Annotated in this window: 11 protein-coding genes and 1 pseudogene; all 12 read left to right on the top strand. The window is 37.9% G+C overall.

The window, feature by feature from the left end:
• Nucleotides 1-15: 15 nt before the first annotated feature.
• Nucleotides 16-1,407, top strand: coding sequence for a family 43 glycosylhydrolase (locus AST99_RS10755; protein WP_057781844.1), 1,392 nt, complete (start codon nt 16-18; stop codon nt 1,405-1,407).
• A 21-nt stretch (nt 1,408-1,428) separates the two neighbouring features.
• Nucleotides 1,429-2,976: a sulfatase family protein gene (locus tag AST99_RS10750; RefSeq protein ID WP_057781843.1), complete on the top strand. Its 1,548-nt coding sequence runs from the start codon at nt 1,429-1,431 to the stop codon at nt 2,974-2,976.
• Between the two features lie 98 nt (nt 2,977-3,074).
• Nucleotides 3,075-4,670 (top strand): alpha-L-fucosidase, encoded by a 1,596-nt coding sequence (locus AST99_RS10745; RefSeq protein WP_057781842.1) that lies wholly within the window; start codon nt 3,075-3,077, stop codon nt 4,668-4,670.
• Nucleotides 4,671-4,695: 25 nt separating this feature from the next.
• On the top strand, nt 4,696-7,338 hold the full coding sequence (locus AST99_RS10740; RefSeq protein WP_057781841.1) for a glycosyl hydrolase family 95 catalytic domain-containing protein: 2,643 nt from the start codon (nt 4,696-4,698) through the stop codon (nt 7,336-7,338).
• Between the two features lie 66 nt (nt 7,339-7,404).
• Nucleotides 7,405-8,526, top strand: coding sequence for an alpha-L-fucosidase (locus AST99_RS10735; protein ID WP_057781840.1), 1,122 nt, complete (start codon nt 7,405-7,407; stop codon nt 8,524-8,526).
• A gap of 61 nt (nt 8,527-8,587) precedes the next feature.
• On the top strand, nt 8,588-10,213 hold the full coding sequence (locus AST99_RS18360; protein WP_069727838.1) for a family 43 glycosylhydrolase: 1,626 nt from the start codon (nt 8,588-8,590) through the stop codon (nt 10,211-10,213).
• A gap of 28 nt (nt 10,214-10,241) precedes the next feature.
• Nucleotides 10,242-12,485, top strand: a complete 2,244-nt coding sequence (locus AST99_RS10725) for a right-handed parallel beta-helix repeat-containing protein (protein WP_057781839.1) — start codon at nt 10,242-10,244, stop codon at nt 12,483-12,485.
• Nucleotides 12,486-12,535: 50 nt separating this feature from the next.
• On the top strand, nt 12,536-13,789 hold the full coding sequence (locus tag AST99_RS10720) for an alpha/beta hydrolase family protein (protein ID WP_083495664.1): 1,254 nt from the start codon (nt 12,536-12,538) through the stop codon (nt 13,787-13,789).
• Between the two features lie 60 nt (nt 13,790-13,849).
• The gene (locus AST99_RS10715) at nt 13,850-15,337 is read left to right on the top strand and encodes a sulfatase family protein (protein ID WP_198151478.1); all 1,488 of its coding nucleotides are present in this window, start codon (nt 13,850-13,852) and stop codon (nt 15,335-15,337) included.
• 146 nt (nt 15,338-15,483) lie between these two features.
• A complete protein-coding gene (locus AST99_RS10710; RefSeq protein ID WP_157486361.1) occupies nt 15,484-15,705 on the top strand; it encodes a hypothetical protein in 222 nt (73 codons plus the stop codon).
• Between the two features lie 74 nt (nt 15,706-15,779).
• A complete protein-coding gene (locus tag AST99_RS10705; protein ID WP_057781835.1) occupies nt 15,780-18,152 on the top strand; it encodes a PDZ domain-containing protein in 2,373 nt (790 codons plus the stop codon).
• 2 nt (nt 18,153-18,154) lie between these two features.
• Nucleotides 18,155-18,414: pseudogene (locus tag AST99_RS10700) on the top strand (hypothetical protein); the annotation flags it as partial.

Raw genomic sequence — 18,414 nt, 5'->3', positions numbered from 1 at the left:
AAAATTCTAAAGAAAATGAAAAATATAGCAGTCATAGTTTTTTTAATTATTGGACAACTAAGCTTTGCCCAAAACCCAATCCTTAAAGAAGGGGATGCTGATTTTTTGTATGTATGCGATCCTGCTGCAGAAGTTTTTAACGGCAAAGTGTATGTGTATGGTTCGCACGATCAACCCGATGCTGTAGATTACGAATCGATGAAGGATTATGTTGTTTTAGAATCATCTGATTTAAAAACATGGATTAATCATGGCGTGTCTTTAGATCCTCAACTGGATAAAGGGTTTGAATATGCAAAATCTAATATGAATGCACCTGATGCGGCTTATAAAGAGGGTTGGTATTATTGGTATTTCCCTAGCGATATAACGCATGTGGGCGTAGCAAAAAGTAAAACGCCTATTGGGCCTTGGGAGTCTGCTGTGAGTAACGAAATTGCAACAATTTTCGATCCTACAGTGTTTGTAGACGATGACGGTCAGGCGTATATCTACGGTAATGACCATTGGGTAGATATTGGAGAAGAAGGTTCTCATATTATGGGAGCCAAGCTAAAAGATAATATGGTTGAATTAGATGGGCCTTGGGTGCGGTTAACAAATGAAACTGTGAACGAAGCCGTGCATGTTTTTAAACGTGAGGGTAAGTATTATTTCAGCGCTCGAGTAGGACCTCTAACGGAATATTGGATGGCAGATTCACCTTTACCTCAGTATGCAGATTTTAAAGGTGAACTCGCACCAAATTCTCCAGAATCACCAAATCATACTTCTGTCATAGAGTTTAAAGACGAATGGTATTTATTTTATCATCGAGGAGATGTAAATCATGGAAACCGCTATAAGCGTTCTGTTTGTTTTGATAAAATGACATTTCATGAAGACGGGACTATAGAACCCATTGTCTATACGCTAGATGAAGGTGTGGAAATTACTGACCCCGTTTATCCACCACGTACTAAAAAGGCTAAAGTGGAAATCAATAAAGGAGCTGTAGTACAACCTAATGGTTACTTGCGTTATGAAGCTGAATCTTTTTCTGATAAATCAAATGCAAATTTTAACACAGTAGTAAACCATCAAAAAGAGAGCATACAACTGAAAAACGGAGATTGGCTACAATATTCAGATATTACGTTTGGTAAGAGTGCCAAGCCGTTTTCTTTTCAGCTTCGTGTTTCAGCTAAAACAGCTGGTGGAGATATTGTAATCCGAATTAACAGTGAAACAGGAACCATTATTGGTTCGATTCCAGTTTCAGCTACAGGAGGTTCAAATACGTTTAAAACGCTTTCAACAACATTAAATAGAATTAGAGGTACGCAAAGCATATATCTATCCTATATCGGATCAGAGGATAACCGGATTCAATGCGATTGGTTTGAATGGAACCCAGGTCCTAAATAAATACATTAAATTTAATATTCCATGAAAAAAATAAGTCTCTATGCTGTATTTCTAATTATTGTTCTTGCAGGATGTAAGTCGAAAACAATAGAGGAAGAGGAGCCTAAACAACCCAATATCGTTTACATTTTGGCGGATGATTTAGGTTATGGCGATGTGAACGTTTATAATCCAGAAGGGAAAATTCCAACGCCTAATATCGATCGCATGGCAGAAAATGGAATGCTGTTTACCGATGCGCATACGTCAAGTGCAGTGTGTACCCCAACTCGCTACGGAATTTTAACTGGACGCTATAATTGGAGATCAGAACTAAAGAAACATGTATTAAATGGGTATTCAAAATCCCTTATAAAACAAGACCGTACTACGATTGCAGATATGCTAAAACAACAAGGCTATAGTACCGCCTTTATAGGTAAATGGCACTTAGGTTGGGATTGGCAATTAAAATCACCAGATAGTTTAGAGGCCAATGGACTTAATGTAGATTTTACCAAACCCATTAAAAATGGACCAACAACACATGGTTTCGATTATTCCTTTGGTTTTTGTGCGTCACTAGATATGCCACCCTATGTATATGTAGAAAATGATATGCCGACTATGGTTCCTACAGAATATACGGGGTCTAAAGGCATGAAATTTTGGAGAAAAGGTTTAACTGCCGACGATTTTTCACATATTAAAGTATTACAAGATATTACAGATAAAGCGGTAAGTTTTATAAGTGAAAAAGCAAAAGGTGATAAGCCCTTCTTTTTATACTTGCCATTACCTGCACCACACACGCCTATATTGCCAACAGAAAACTTTTTAGGAAAAAGTAAAACTAATACCTATGGCGATTTTGTAATGCAGGTAGATGATGTTGTTCGCCAAGTTCGTGAAGTTCTTAAACAACAAGGTATTTCAGAAAATACACTTATAGTATTTACAAGTGATAACGGGTGTTCTCCAAAAGCAGATTTCGAAACGCTCGCTACATTTGGCCATGACCCAAGTCATCCGCTTCGTGGCTTTAAGGCAGATATTTATGAAGGAGGTCATCGTGTGCCTTTTATTGTAGAATGGCCGGCCAAAGGATTGAAAAATGAAAGTTCTGATAAGACAATTTGTACTACAGATTTTTTTGCAACCTGTGCAGATCTTACAGGATATAGTATAAAAGATACTGAAGCAGAAGACAGTTACAGTATGCTGCCGCTTATTACAGGAACAAATGAAAATGCCATTCGAGAATACACAGTGCATCATTCTATAGATGGTAGATTCGCTATAAGACAAGGCGATTGGAAATTGGTTTTTTGTCCAGGTTCTGGGGGATGGAGCGATCCTAGACCTAGAGATATAAAGAAGAATAATTTGGTGTTGCCGCCTATGCAATTATTCAATTTAAAAGATGATATCGGTGAAACTAAAAGTGTAATCGATGATTACCCCGAAAAAGTAGTGGCGTTAAAAGCAGCCTTAAAGAAAATTATTCTTGACGGAAGAAGTACAGCAGGTGAAAATCAGCAAAATGAAGGTATGGAAGGTTGGACTCAAATAGAAGAGATAGTGAATTAAGGAAGTTGTAGAAAATAGCAGTAACGTCACCCTGAATTTATTTCTGGGTCTCATAATTAAACTACGAAGCAACTTCAATAAGAAACGAAAATTAAAATATGATCAATATAAATAGAAATAAAACCATAGAAATACTGGTGTTTCTTGTATTGTTTTCTTTTTCAAACGTATTCGCTCAGGATATAAAAAAAGAAAAAGAAAGGATCATTCATCCGTATTGGGCTCCTAAAACCTGGGACCTTCGAGCAGACGATATTACGACTATCATGGGCTTTCGGGCGGAACTTACTGGAAACCTAAATCATCTTGAGCGACCAACACCTACAGTGGTTAACAACGCTTTTATTCGTGGATTTCTGACCAAAGATGATGTAATGACTTGGGAGGTCGAATCACCTTACGAAGCAGAATATACCGTAGCACTTTTATATACAGGGAGCAACGACATTCTTTCAAAATCAACTTTTGAAGTAACTTCCGAAGCGTCTACTATAATTGAAAAAGCCAATATCAAAAACTGGGATACAAGACCCATAGTTCAAAGACAGTATTTAAAGCAACGCTTAAAGCTTAAAAAAGGGCTGAATAACATCAGTTTTCGTCTGGTAACGTTTGGAAAGGAAAAACAGAAAGCTGTTAACGCAGAAATCCAAGCGAATGCCAACATAAAACCCAATCCTTTTGCGTTTTGGTCTATTGAATTGGTACGTCCTGAAGCGCTTCTAGCGATAAAAGATCGTGCCGAGGAAATGAAAGCAGATGTACAATGGATGGTCGATGGTAAATACGGGTTGTTTGTGCATTTCTCTTCAGGTTCAGTCCCATTTAACGGCGGACCAAAACTTGAAGAACAATATCAGAAATTAGTCAATGCTTTCAATGTAGATGCTTTTGTCGAAAAAGTTATGGAAATCGGTGCATCGTGGGTAACCTTTACGTGTGCCCATGGCACGCAACATTGGCCAGGACCAAGTAAAACGATAGATGCCTTAAAACCTGGTTTTACTTCTGAACGGGATTTAATCAGAGAACTCATTGATGGTTTGGCAAAACATAATATTCGTTTGATGTTATACTACAATCCCAATAGTGGTATGGAAGATTTGTACGGCAATACTTATGGTAATGGAAAAACACCAGACCCAACGGGTTATTTCAATTTTTTAGAAGCGCATTTACGAGAAGTAAGTCTTCGATATGGAGAAGATTTAGCAACGACTGCAGGTTATATAGACGATGGTGGTTGGAAAATGTACCAGTTAGATCCGCCGTGGGAAAAATTTGCGAAAGCCATTAAAGCAGGAAACCCAAATGCGCCGATAGGTTTTAGCCAAAATTTATTCCCAAACCTAACACCGTTTAGTGATTTGGTCGTGTCTGACGGATCAGGACGCGTACCGGAAATTCTACCTGCATTTTTGTTTGAAGAAGGAGGGCAATTGGAAGGTCAATATCCAGCAAGTTGGTTTTATATGGACGGTTGGTCTAGCCGAACAGGCAATGGCAAATTTACCCAAAAGCCTAAATTTTCGGCTGAGAAATATATTGAAATCTTTAAAGCAGCAGATAAAGCAAATATGCCCATTACTATCAATTTGGCCATGACACCAGATGTCACAACCGACCACCCGTTTTTTAATCCGGAATGTGTTGAAATTATGAAACAGGTAAGAAAAGCTGTAAAAGGGTATTGAAATAAAAGATAAAAAAGTTTAAACAATGAAAAATAATAACAAAGCGCTGTCTTTTTGCCATTATGTATTAGTGGCGATGCTTTTAAGCACTACGATGTTGGTTAGCGCTCAGGTGGAAAGTAAAGAAAAGACATTAAAACTCTGGTACAATGAGCCCGCTCCAGACAGTGATACCGGTTGGATTAATGGATCAATCCCCATGGGAAATGGATATATGGGCATTAATGTGTTTGGTGGCACAAAAACTGAGCGCATCCAAATCACTGAAAATAGTTTATATGAACGCGATGACGATCGTGGATTACGTCGTCGTGGACTAAATAACTTTGCTGAGGTTTACATCGATTTTGATCATAACAATACCAAAAGCTATCATCGCGAATTAAATTTAGATGAGGGCGTTTCTTTCGTGGCATATGAGATGGATGGAGTAACATACAAGAGAGAATACATAACGAGCTATCCAGATAAAGTGATGGCGATTCGTTTAAGTGCTTCAAAAAAAGGAAAATTGACATTCACATTACGTCCTTCAATACCTTATTTAGGTGAAGGAAAGTCAGGAGCTGTTTCAGCAAAAGACGATGTAATTACCCTTTCTGGACTTATGAATTATTTTAATATAAAGTTTGAAGGGCAATTCAAAGTGATTCCTGAAGGCGGATCCATGCAGGCAACAACAGAAGGAACAATTAAAGTTTCTGAAGCTAATAGTGCAGTAATTCTTATAGCCGTTGGGACGAATTATCAGATAGATTCTCAAGTTTTTCTTACTGAAGATCCTGCGAAAAAATTAGAAGGTTTCGCTGGTCCACATGAAAAAGTAACGAACTATATTAAAGAAGCTTCGACAAAATCTTTCGAGACATTATTGACAAACCATCAAGCAGATTATAAAAATCTTTACAATCGCGTGAATTTTAATCTTGGTGCTATAGAACCCGCAATACCGACCAATACACTAGTTGATGCGTATCCTTCAAAAGAAACAAGCAAATACTACGAGGAATTGGCGTTTCAATATGGGCGTTACCTATTAATTTGTTCATCAAGAAAGGGCACTTTACCACCGCACTTACAAGGGATTTGGAACCTTTACGAAAGACCACCTTGGTCGTCTCAATATTTACACGATACCAATTTACAAATGGCTTATGCGCCTGTGTTTTCTACAAATTTATCTGAACTGTTTGAGTCTTATGCAGACTATTTTAATGCGTTCGAGGCGAGACAACGTGTGTATGCTACGCAATATATTACTGAGTTTAACCCGTCGCAACTTGACCCGAATGGCAATAATGGTTGGTCGGGACCATTTTGGAGTAATCCTTACAATGTGCCTGGGAAGTCGCCTGTGGCTGGTTTTGGTACGGGATCATGGATTTCTTTATTGTTTTGGGACTATTACGACTTTACTAGAGATAAAACTTTACTAGCCGATAAGGTGTATCCAATACTTTATGATCAAGCAAATTTTGTGTCTCGTTTTGTAACGTCAGTAGATGGTGTATTGTTAGCCAAGCCATCTTCAAGTCCAGAGCAAAAGCTTAGGAATACAGTAGGAACAACGTTCGACCAGCAGATGTTTTACGAAAATCATCATAACACCATGAAGAGTGCTGCGATTTTAGGACGCTCGGATAAACGCTTGCCAACTTTTGAAGAGCAATTACCTTTACTTGACCCGATTCAAATAGGAAAGTCAGGACAAATTCAAGAATTCCGTCAGGAAGAATTCTTTGACGATATCGGGGATCCTAATCATCGGCATTCCTCAATGTTACTGGGTTTATACCCGGGACAATTGATTAACGATAACACACCAGCGTGGTTGGATGCTACCAGAGTGAGTTTACAGAAGCGCGATCATAAAACCAATATTGGTTGGGCACGTGCCGAACGTATTGCCATGTGGGCGCGTGTACATGATGGGGAAGAGGCGTATTCGTATTACAAAGAATTATTGAGTGAAAATTATTTACACAACTTGTTTAACGACCACCGAGGCGATCCATTATTTCAAGCAGATGCTAATTATGGCGCCACAGCTGGGGTGGCCGAAATGCTAATGCAAAGTCAAGATTATGTCATTGCGCCATTAACAGCATTACCAAAAGCGTGGTCTACGGGAAGCTATAAGGGGCTATTGGCGAGAGGAAATTTTGAAGTTTCAGCCGAATGGTCTAACAGTCAAGCTAACAAATTTGAAATTAAATCTAAATCGGGAGGTACTTTAGCGTTGAGATACCCAAACGTTGCTAAAGCTTCAGTAAAAACTTTAGAAGGTAAAAGGTTTGATTTTAAATCGGAGGGCAATAATCTTATACGTATTCAAACAACAGCAGGACAAACTTATGTAATTACCAACATACCGGAATACCATATTGTCGCTGCACCTACAAACTTAAAAATCGATACTAATTCTGTTCAAAATGAGATTACGTTATCATGGAGCGCTAGCAAAGATGCCAAATCGTATAAGGTATATCGCGCTGTGGGTAATGCACCAGATTATGAATTACTAGCTGCGGAAGTGAAAGGAACTGATTTTGTCTATAAGGATACAAGTTTAAAGGCGAAAGAACAAATGACTTTTAAGATAACAGCAATTAGTAGCAATGGGAGCGAAAGTAAATCAGGGGTAACTGAAGTATGGCTAAATCCTTAATCTAAGATGAATTTATCCTAGAGTTATTTAAAAGTTGAATGTAAAAACAAAATAAACTAAAGAGACATGAAAAGAATCAGAAATAGGAGTCAAATACTGTTCGGTGTGTTATTCTTTTTTATCTGTATTACAACGAGTCATAGTCAGGATAAAATGCCAAGTTATCTTAAAGGCTATGAAGTTGATTATGCTGAAAATCCAAGAGCAGCTGCATTAAAGTGGTTTAGTGAGGCTGAATTCGGGATGTTTATCCATTACGGTTTGTTTAGTTTAACCGAAGGCTATTGGGGAGATGTACACTCAAAACCTGCGGAATGGATTCAATTAAGAGCTAAAATTAGACCAGATGAATACGCAAAACTTGCAGATAAATTCACGGCTGAAAATTTTGATGCGGATGTCATTACCGATTTAGCGGTAGAAACCGGAATGAAATATATCAATATCACCACCAGACATCACGATGGTTTTTGTCTTTTCGATTCAGAATATACCGACTTTAAAAGTACCAATAGTGCTGCAAAACGTGATTTGGTAGCAGAATTGGCTGAGCAATGTCAGAAAAAGGGATTGGGATTATTTTTCTATTATTCACATGGACGCGATTGGAAACATCCACATTCTCCAAGCAGAGAAGAATGGGGCGGAAATCCGAAACCAGATTATAATCCTAAAGAGGAATCCTATAAATATGGTGAAGAACACGACCTAGAACTTTACGTGGAGTATATGAAAAATCAAATGACTGAACTACTCACCAATTATGGTCCAGTAGCGGGCATTTGGTTAGATGGCAGAGCGGTGCCAAATTCGACTCCTGAAAAAATAGATGAATTAAAAATTCAGGAATTATACGATCATATTCATGCACTTCAACCTCAGGTTTTGGTGTCTTATAAACAAGGTGTTTTAGGTACAGAAGATTTCAAAGCACCAGAACGTCATTTTACAGGTGAGTCTGATGTACCGTTGGAATTATGTAACACTATGCAACCGTATGCTTGGGGATACGATCGCGATAATGATGTGGGACATAAAACGCCAGATGAGGTTATGGAAATGCTTGCAGAAACAAAAGCAATGAATGCGAACTTATTACTAAATATTGGGCCCTTACCAGATGGTACTGTTTTTCCAGATGATGTTACAACGTTAAGAGAAGTTGGGAAACGCCTAAAAAATAAATAAGCATGAGGAACGTGAGAATTTAATTCTCGATTTTAAACTACAAACTAATTAACTAAACCAAATGAACACAATTTCAAAAGCACTAATAGCCGTTTTTCTTGTGATGTCGGCATCTTATAGTGTAGCACAAAACCGTCGCTCTAATCCTATTGTCAGTCACATGTTCACGGCCGATGCTTCTGCTCATGTGTGGGGCGATGGCCGTTTATATGTATATCCATCAACAGACGTAGCTCCAGCAAGAGGTTATAGTACAATGGATGGTTACCATGTGTTTTCAACCGATGATATGATCACTTGGAAAGACCATGGTGAAATTCTTCATTCACGTGATGTTGAATGGGGGACTGAGAAAGGCGGATTAATGTGGGCACCGGATTGCGTATATAAAAATGGAACGTATTATTTCTATTTTCCGCATAAGAATAAAGAAAATGTTTGGGAAATTGGAATCGCAACCAGTAAAAATCCAGCATCCGGTTTTAAAGTTCAAGGGTTTGTAAAAGGCGGTAATGCATTTTGTGATCCTAATGTGTTTATCGACGATGATGGGCAGGCGTATTTATTTGCTGTTCGAGATGCCAAATGTTACGGTGCCAAGCTAAAGGATAATATGATGGAAGTGGAGACCGAAATGGTGCATCAAATTGGTGTAGACGAACATCGTGAAGGGCCATTTGTGGTTAAACGAGAAGGTAAATACTATATGATTTATCCAAATCATCAAAAGCCATTCAATGAGATGTCTTATTCTATGAGCGATAATCCATTAGGACCTTGGGAACCGAAAGGATTGTTAATGGAACAAAATGATGTGATTACCATGCATGGCTCTATAGTAGAATTTAAGGGACAGTGGTATATCTTTTATCATAATGGAGAACTTTCAGGAAGTATTGGTCCGCAGCGTTCTATTTGTTTCGATCCTGTTTATTTTAATGAAGATGGTACTATTCAGCTAGTAAAAAAATCTTTAGGTGTAACGTTGCCAACATTTCATAACGACATAAATTTCAATGAAATGTTCGGAACTTTAGCTGTTGGCGATTATACTCAGAATGATATGCAGTTACAGGGTATAGAAGCAAATGCCATAGCTTCTATTCAGATTCCTGAAGGTTATGTGGTTGAATGTTTTGAGCAAGATCACTTTAAAGGTAAATCTTGGACATTCAAGGAAGACCGCATCGATTTGAGTGCTTTGGGTTGCGATAATAAAATTTCTTCAATCAAAATTTCTAAAGTTACAACCGACAATTTGGTGAAAAATTCATCATTTGAACTCACGACTCAAAAAATGGTGAAGTATTGGAGAAGTAAAACAGTACAATGTACTAGTGTTTTAGATGATACAGCCACAGGATATTATTCGCTTCAATATAAAGGACAAGGCATGCCAAAAGATATTATTCAGCAGGTAGAATTGAAACCAAACACCAATTATCAGCTAAGCGTTATGCTTAAAATCAAGGCAGGAACTAAAGGTAAAGTTGTGTTCGATACTACAGGAATTTTAGAGGATAGTTGCAAGTTTGAATTAGATGCCGATACCCAAGCAGATCAGTGGGTAGAATTCAAAGACACATTTAACAGCGGAGACCTTACCAAAGTAAATTTACGCTGTACAACCTCTGAAGATTTTGATGGTTTAGCGTACTGGGACAACGTGATATTGAAGGAGAAATAGAAAAAAATCGATTTAAACTTAAATTCAAATGAAAACGAATTTTAAAATAAAAAGCACTGTTCTCGGATTACTCGTTTTGATGATGGCATTGGGTTGTGCAGAGACTCCGATGCCAATAGAGTTGTATGTATCTGTTGAAGGAGATGATACTGCAAATGGAAGTTTAGAATCACCTTTTGCTACGCTACCAAAAGCAGTAGAAACAGTTCGCGAACAGCGTAAAAAAGGGAATACGTATCCAGCTACAATTTACCTTCGTGGTGGACGTCATCAGCTTAAAGAAACTTTGGATTTGGGTGTAGAAGATGGAAAATCTATATCAGAATCTACGTGGCCGTTTGAAGATGTTGGGGCAGGAAATATACCACTCGCACAACTAACATTCAAGGCATTTCCTGATGAAGAACCCATAATTAGTTCAGGAGTTATTGTTGAAGGCTGGAAGATGTTAACGTCGGACCATGCTGATATTTCCGAAAAAGCCAAAGGAAAAATTTGGGTCGCTCAAATCCCAGAAGGTATAGACAAATTTTATACCCTTTACGATGAAGAAGGCCGTTTGAATCGTGCTAGAGCAGAAGGTTTTGTACCTACAAAATTAGGAGATAAATACACCTTGTATTTCCCTGAAGGCAAAATGAAAAATTGGGATAATCTTGAAGATGTAGAAATAAATATAAGACCAAGCCGCGCTTGGATGATTAATATGCTACCTATAGCTTCTGTAGATGAAGAACAGGGCATTGCAAAAACAAAAGTTGCGGCCACTTACGAAATGGGGGAGTTGGCACATTGGGTGCATACAAAAGATGGCAACTCGGCTTGGGTAGAAAACACATTAGAATCTTTAGACGAACCAGGTGAATGGGTTGTAAATTCTGAAACACGACAGATTTATTTATGGCCTAGATATGATGCTGTCGAGGGGTCACCGCAAAATATTCTTGTGCCAACTACAAGCGAACTTATTCGAGTTGAAGGAAATATTGATTACGAAGGGGCCGTAGATCAGCCTGTAAGAGGCATCGCATTTAAAGGGATAACATTCTCGCATGCCGATCGTAGAGCTTGGACTTCTGATGTCGATCGTTTAGGTTGGGGCATGCAACACGATTGGGATTTATTCGATAGACCATCGGCCATGTTACGATTCCGTGGTGCTGAACATTGTGTAGTAAGCCATTGTACGTTTGAAAATTCAGGAGGAACCGGTGTCCGTTTCGATTTACATGCACAACGCAATAAAATAGAAAATTCTGAATTTGCACATTTAGGAGAAGCCGGCATTTTATTGGCGGGTTACGGCCCTGGAACCAAAGATGTTAATCATCATAACACTATTGTAAATAATAATATTCATCATTTTAGTGAAATCACTTGGCATTCTCCTGGCATTTGGGCTTGGCAAAGTGGCTATAATCATATTGCTAATAATTTTCTACACAATAGCGGTTATGCTGCGGTATTGATTACGAATCGTGTAGAACCGGATAGAGAATTAAATGGCGAAGGCGGAAGAACCGTACGTCATAACGAAATTTCAAAAGAAATTATCGCGAATACTAAAGAGGATTATGAGAGTTGGAAGGCACGTGAAAAATACAATCATTCACGCCATAATATTGTAGAATATAATGAAATATCACATGCTGTAGAATTGCTTTCAGATGGGAATTGTATTTATGTGTCTGGTGCAGGAACAGGAAATATTATTCGCTACAATTATTTTCACGATAATTTAGAGGAATCTATGCCTGCTCCAATCCGTTGCGACGACGATCAGCATGAAACCCTAATTTACGGAAATGTGCTTTATAATAATTTCGGATTTAGTGCCGGAATTGCTTCAAAAGGGGTTAACGACATCATTAATAATGTTATAGTAGCACCTCGGGTTGTTCCAAAATCGGGATATTTAAGTTACGAATGGGTTCCGGTAGCAGGTTCCAAAGTGTACCATAATATCATTGTATCTCATCCCGATGGCGGCATTGCAAATAATGAAAGACCACGAAAAGATCAAACCACGAATTTGCCCAATTTAGACGATGTCGACATCAATTCAAATTTGTATTTTAATCCGTCTGACCCGCATTGGATGGATGCCCATTTTGAACGTATGCGAGCTATTGGAAAGGAGACGTCTAGTCTTTTTGCCGATCCGATGTTTATAGATGTTGAAGCAGGGAACTTTGAATTTAAAGAAGGCAGTCCTGCATTAAAATTAGGGATTGAACCTCTTGATGTTTCAAAAATGGGATTGAAAAATTAGCGAGGGTTGTGAATTTAGAATTACCATTTCAGAAATAAAAAAGATTAAAAATGAATGTATTAATATATAAAACGCTCAATTTAAAATCCATCCTTGGGATGATACTGTTTTTGTTTTCTACAGTATCCCTTGGACAAAATCATGAAGCGCCGTTAACCAAGCTACTCGATGCTCAGGTTTTTAAAGTCCCTAAACTATATTGGAAACCCGAGTTAGATCAAGGCGAAATAAAAGCGCTTTTTTATGAAACTCTAGATTTTAAAGGAAAACCAACAAGAGCATTTGCATATTTAGGAGTTCCGAAAAGTGATAAACCCTTGCCTGCAATGGTTTTAGTTCACGGTGGAGGTGGTCGTGCCTTTTACGAATGGGTAAAGATTTGGAATGATAAAGGTTATGTGGCCATAGCAATGAGTTTGGAAGGACATGTTAGTGATGAGAAAGGCGAAGGGAAATTTCAACACGAATATAGCGGTCCGCAGCGTGTAGGACGTTTTGATGATATTGAAGCACCACTTAAAGAACAATGGATGTATCATGCCGTTTCCGATATTATAGTAGCACATTCTCTTTTGGCAGATATGCCCGAAGTCGATGCAAGTCGCATTGGAATTACAGGTATTTCATGGGGCGGTATTTTAAGTAGTTTGGTATCGGGAGTAGATACGCGATTGCAATGCGCGATTCCTGTTTATGGCGCAGGATTTCTGTATGAATCTAAAGGCTATTTTGGAGATGAGGGCGATAATAGTACGGACGTTATCGAGAAGAAAAAGTTTTGGGATCCTGCGCGTCAGTTTTCTAAAGGTAATGTGCCAACACTTTGGGTGAATGGTGATAGTGATGCACATTTTTCTTTAAATATTACATCGCATTCTTTCGACGTCACAAAGGATCATGCGTTTATGAGTATTCATCCAAGCATGAAACATGGGCATCCTTCGGGATGGAAACCAGATGAGGTTCCTGAGATTTATGCTTTTGCAGATTATATCCTAAAAGGGAAAACGCCAGGGTTAGGACGCATCACACAGCAACCTTCAGGACGTAAAAGTGTAGTGAGATATGAATCGGAAGTTCCTGTTTTAAAAGCCACTTTATATTATCAAAACGAACCTTTAACCTATACAAAATTAGAAAGTGAAAGACATCCGCATCCTGAACCTTGGTTTTCAAAATCCTTAAAATTAAATGATCAAGATAAATCGGTAAAAGTGAAGGTGCCAAAAGATTGTAAGGGGTATTACGTAAACCTAGAGGATCAACGCGGCTTTCTTATTTCAACACAATTTATAGAATTATAATTTTAACAAAACACCAATACTCTAATGAAAAATATTCTGACATTTTGTATAATATCAATATTGAGTCAACTATGCTTTGCGCAAGTAAATCAAACACTTCCTAACATTGTATTGATTAATGCTGACGACCTAGGGTATGGTGATTTAGGGTGTTATGGAGCAACAAAACTTCAAACACCAAATATCGATAAATTAGCTAAAGAAGGACGAATGTTTACAGATGCGCATTCAGCATCAGCTGTTTGTACGCCATCAAGATATGCCTTACTTACAGGAGAGTACCCTATAAGACATGGGAATTTAAACAGCCCTATTTTTCTTAAAGACAAATTAGTAATTGATATCCAAAAAGAAACCATAGCATCAGTTCTAAGTAAGGCAGGTTATGCTACGGCTTGTATCGGGAAATGGCATTTAGGCTTTGGGACAACAAAACCTGTTGATTGGAACAAACCATTAACTCCTGGTCCCAATGAACTTGGCTTTGATTATTACTATGGCGTTCCTGTGGTAAATAGTCACCCTCCTTTTGTATATGTTGAAAACCATAATGTAGTTGGACTAACAGAAGAAGATCCATTTGTGTATGGAGAAAAAGCCAACACAAAAGAAGTTTTTGAAAAAATGAATTTGGATGATATAGGTGGAGCTGATAAAGCACATGCATTATATGTTGATGAGCAAGTAGGGACCCATTTAAAAGAAAAAGCAATTGGTTGGATGAAAGCACAAAAAGAGAAGCCTTTCTTTCTGTATTTCGCTACAACAAACATTCATCATCCTTTTACACCAGCACCAGAATTTTTAGGAACTAGTGAATCTGGTTTGTATGGAGATTTTGTGCATGAATTGGATTGGATTGTTGGAGAGGTGATGCAAACTCTTAAAGAAATGGGCGTAGCCGAAAATACCTTAGTCATATTTACAAGTGATAATGGAGGTATGTTTAATGCTACTGGTCAAAAAGCTTGGAAAGATGGACACAAATTAAATGGTGATTTACTAGGTTTCAAGTTTGATGCTTGGGAAGGTGGTCATCGTATTCCATTTATCGCGCATTGGCCTAATAAAATAAATGCAGGAGAGGTGTCTAATCAGCTAATTTGTAATGTAGATATGCTAGCAACTTTTGCCGCAATTTCAAATCAAGAACTGAGAGAAGGGCAAGGGCAGGATAGTAAAAACATGTTGGAAGTAATTACTGGTGAAACCAATAAACAGATAAGAAACGAAGTGCTTTTAGCACCTAAAAAAAGTTCTCACCTTGCTATTCGTAAAGGAAACTGGCTATATATAGGAGCGCAAGGAGGAGGAGGATTTACTTCTAGAACACAAGGTACGCATGGTTTTGGAGGACCAGCGGCCATATCTTTTGCAGGACAAGTCAATAGTGATATTGAAGATGGTAAATTAAAAGAAGATGCACCACCCGCACAGCTCTATAATTTGGAAACGGATATAAATCAAACAAAAAATCTATATACTCTATACCCTGAAAAAGTAAAAGAGATGAAAGCGTTATTAAAATCTTATCAAGCAGAAAAGTAAAAGAAGAAAATAAAATAGTCTACCATTTAGAAATTATTTTTAAAAAGTATAAAATGAAAAATTATTTAATAATTAAGATACTAAGCTTAAGCTCACTCTTTTTACTAGCCATTGTACTGATTTCTTCTATGCAACCGAAAAAAACTGTGAATATAGAGACTCTTCTTCACGACATGATAGATCGCGATTTGGTAGCAAGTTTTCCAGAAAGAGACTTTCGTTTAAAGCAAGAAAGCAGTTATAACCGTGCTTCGGTAAGTCCTAATGATACAGAAGGATGGTTTAATAATAAGGATCTAAATAATAATGACACCGATCGTAACTTATTAGAATTGAAGAAAATAATGGAAACAGAGAATGGGTATTAATGGAGCATCAAGGTGCCGGTGCTATTGTGCGTACTTAGATGCCCGTTAGTATTGAACTAAAAATTAAATAGAATATGAAAAAATATATATTGACAGCTTTTTGCCTCTTAACGGTGTGTTTTTTATCGACATCCTACGCTTTAGATATTTACGTTAGTCCTAAAGGATCCGATACGAATAAAGGAACTAAAAGAAAACCCCTAGCTACTTTTGCAGCGGCTCAACTTAAGGCTAGAGCCTTTGCAGGAAAGGAAGCTGTAACAATCTATTTTGAAGATGGTGTGTATTATTTACCAGAAACGGTTGTGTTTACACCCAAAGATTCAGGTTCTGAAACTTATCCAATTTTATATCGAGCCCAAAATGAGGGTGGCGCCATATTAAGTGGCGGATTGCTATTAGAGTTGAAATGGACACCTTATAAGGATGGCATTTTTCAAGCGAAAACACCGAAAGGAATCGTGATAGATCAGGTATTTGTCGACGGATTAAATCAGCGCATGGCACGTTATCCTAATTACGATGCGACTAAGAAAACAGAGGCGTATCAAGGCTATGCCGCAGATGCTTTTTCTAAGGAACGTGCAGCAGGTTGGGAAAACCCTAAAGGCGGATACATTCATGCTATGCATTCTAAGCGTTGGGGTGGTTATCATTATCTCATTACAGGAAAAAATGCAGAAGGTGAAGTGACCTACGAAGGCGGTTGGCAAAACAACAGGCAAATGGGGATGCACGACGAGTACCGTATGGTTGAAAATATTTTTGAAGAATTAGATGCTGAAGGCGAGTGGTTTCATGATGAAAATACTCAAACATTATATTTTAAACCAAAAGCAGGTACAAAATTAGATCAGGTTAAGGTTGAAGTCGTCCGCCTAAAACAATTGGTAGATTTTCAGGGAAGCATAGAAAAACCGGTGAAGTATATTGGTTTACAAGGGTTTGTTTTTAAGCATGCATCCCGGACGTTTATGGAAACAAAAGAACCGATGTTGCGTTCTGATTGGGCAATTTTTAGAGGCGGAGCTGTGATGTTAACAGGAACAGAGCATATTCAGATTTTAGATAGTGAATTTGATCAGCTTGGGGGTAATGCGATTTTTGTCAATAATTATAATCGCGATGTATTAATTAAAGGAAATTATATTCATCATACCGGAGCAAGTGGTGTTTGTTTTGTCGGAGATCCGAATGCTTTACGCGATCCATTATTTGAATATGGAGAAAAAAATAACATTTCAAAAATTGATAAAACACCTGGTCCTAAAACAGAGAATTACCCAGCCAGAAGTACGGTTGAAGATTGCTTGATTCATGATGTAGGGACAGTAGAGCGTCAGCCTGCAGGAATTCAAATTGAAATGGCAATGGAAATCACCATTAGTGATTGTTCCATTTACGATTGTGCACGTGCTGGAATTAATATTGGAGATGGCGCTTTTGGAGGCCATATCATCGAGCGTTGCGATGTATTTAATACCGTACTAGAAACTCACGATCATGGTTCGTTTAATTCATGGGGACGTGATCGCTATTGGAGATTGGAAGGCTTCGATTTAGAAAAATATCCTGAATTACCATTTGCCGATGCGATGAAAACAACAATCATTAGAAATAGCCGCTGGCGTTGTGACCATGGTTGGGATATCGATCTAGACGATGGGTCTACCAACTACGATATATATAATAATCTAATGTTATCTGGAGGTTTAAAACTTCGTGAAGGGTATAGAAGACGCGCCTGGAATAATATTACCGTGAATAATACCTTTCATCCGCATGTATGGTATGAAAACAGTGAGGATGAAGTTTTTTCTAATATTTTCATGTTTGTATATCAAGGCGTAAAAGTGCCAACAGCTCAAAATCCAGGAAAGCGTGTAGATCGTAATTTGTTATATGATGCCGAGTTAACACAAGTGTATGGTTGGGACGAAAACTCTATTGTTGCCGATCCGGAATTTATCGATCCTACGAATGGTGATTTTAGAGTAAAAGAAGGTTCTCCTGCTTTCGATATTGGTTTTGAAAATTTTCCGATGGATCAATTTGGAGTGAAAAAACCGTCACTAAAAGCGATTGCGAAAACACCAGTAATTCCTGCTTTAGGTGTTTCTGAAGAATTAAAAAGAAAGAATAGTACGAAAAGAAAAGCGAAAGTCATCACTTGGGAAGGCGCAACAATTAGTCGTTTGTCGGGGCAAGACTTTTCTGCTTATGGTGTGTCTATAGACGATGGCGGAATCGCACTTACTAAAGTCCCAAAAGATAGTGAAGTGGCTAAAATGGGATTTTTGGAAGGCGATTTAATTTTAGAAGCAAACGGACAAAAAGTAGCTCGTGAAGGTGTGTTTTTAAACCTGTTGAAAACTAATGAAGCGTCCTCAATCATATTTAAAGTCGTTCGGGAACAGCAAGAAATCGAAATTAAAACCAAGAAATAAAGATGAATTTAAGAAAACAAACTAACCAAAAAACTATCAGTTTTGTGAAATTACATACATTTCTATTAAGCGTAATACTTTCTTTATTAAGTGGTATTGAAATCCATTCCCAAACCTTTAATAAACAAACAGATTTGTTATTGGCAAATTTTGATTTGAAACCCGACGAGGACGATGTTATGGCCGCAGCCGCTTTGGCGTGCATGTTAAAACATCCGGATTTTGAAGATGTGAATTATTATGCTGTGGCGGGTGCTTATGG

The organism is Formosa algae (assembly GCF_001439665.1).
Classification (GTDB): domain Bacteria; phylum Bacteroidota; class Bacteroidia; order Flavobacteriales; family Flavobacteriaceae; genus Formosa; species Formosa algae.
This window is presented reverse-complemented; position numbering and strand designations above follow the sequence as displayed.